Source organism: Erwinia sp. MYb416, from assembly GCF_037479575.1.
Classification (GTDB): domain Bacteria; phylum Pseudomonadota; class Gammaproteobacteria; order Enterobacterales; family Enterobacteriaceae; genus Erwinia; species Erwinia rhapontici.
Genome location: NZ_JBBGYT010000055.1, coordinates 1 through 1119, shown reverse-complemented (window position 1 = coordinate 1119; position 1119 = coordinate 1). Strand labels below are relative to the sequence as shown.

General features: G+C 38.0%; 2 protein-coding genes. Both read right to left on the bottom strand.

Translation table 11 applies throughout. The annotated features are described in order from the left end of the window. Positions 1–845 (bottom strand): DegT/DnrJ/EryC1/StrS family aminotransferase (locus WH277_RS00495; protein ID WP_339503737.1); only part of this gene is annotated, 845 nt, incomplete at its 3' end. Continuing rightward, positions 842–1119, bottom strand: a 278-nt coding sequence (locus tag WH277_RS00490) for an ankyrin repeat domain-containing protein (RefSeq protein ID WP_339503735.1), incomplete at its 5' end; no start/stop codon positions are given. The genes WH277_RS00495 and WH277_RS00490, both read right to left, overlap by 4 nt.

Sequence of the window (1119 nt, the reverse complement as noted above, 5' to 3'; positions counted from 1 at the left end):
TCTGACGGATCTTGAATCTTCGGTAATTTTACCAATGGGTTTCTAATTTCATTATTGTAACGTGCTGCAATTTTTTGCCTGCTCAAGATGTCTTCATCAAGATATTTTAATTTGACTGTAAGCAAAGCAGCTTGAATTTCATCCAAACGACTATTGTATCCAACATGGACATTTTCGTATTTCTTATGTGAACCATAGTTTCTCAAAGCTTGAATTTTTTTCGCTAGCTCTTCATTATTTGTTGTGATTGCACCTGCATCACCTAACGCACCTAAATTTTTACCTGGATAGAAACTAAAACCAGCAGCATCACCCCAGTTACCTGCCATTGTATTATTGAGCTTTGCTCCATGTGCCTGCGCGCAATCCTCAAGAACTAACAAATTATTCTCACGTGCGATATCCATAATTTCAGACATCGGTGATATTTTCCCATAAAGGTGAACAGGAAGAATTACGCGTGTTTTATTCGTTATCGCTCTTTTAATATTCTCAACTGTCAAGTTGAAACTATCCTCATCGGGCTCTACTAACACAGGCGTTAGCTTATTCTGTGTTATTGCCATAATTGAAGCTATATAGGTATTAGCCTGAACGATAACTTCGTCCCCATCTTTCAGAAGTCCCATCTCTTTCCAGGCGCGCAGGACTAAGATAAGAGCATCGAGACCGTTTGCCACCCCTATCGTATGTTTCACATCACAATACTCAGAGAATTTCATTTCGAAATCCTCCAACTCCTTACCCAACACATACCAGCCAGAATCAATGACTCTCGCACAAGCTTCTTTCAACTCATTCGAATAGCGAGAATTAACATTTTTTAAGTTCAAAAAATCAATCATTTTGACAGCCTTTTTAATTCGTTGATTAACTCTTCATCATGAGAATTTAATACATAATCAAAAACAGTTAATCCGCTATAGTCTTGTAAATTCAAGTCTGCACCCATATCCACTAAATCATCGAGCAACTCAAATCTTCTGCTTTCAGCGATGAAATTTTTCAAATACATCGCTACGGTTGTGCCGTTATGGTTACGATCATTTATGTCAGCACCATTACCCACAAGCCATCGAACCATATCTATGTTTCCATGGTATGCTGCTACTATAATAG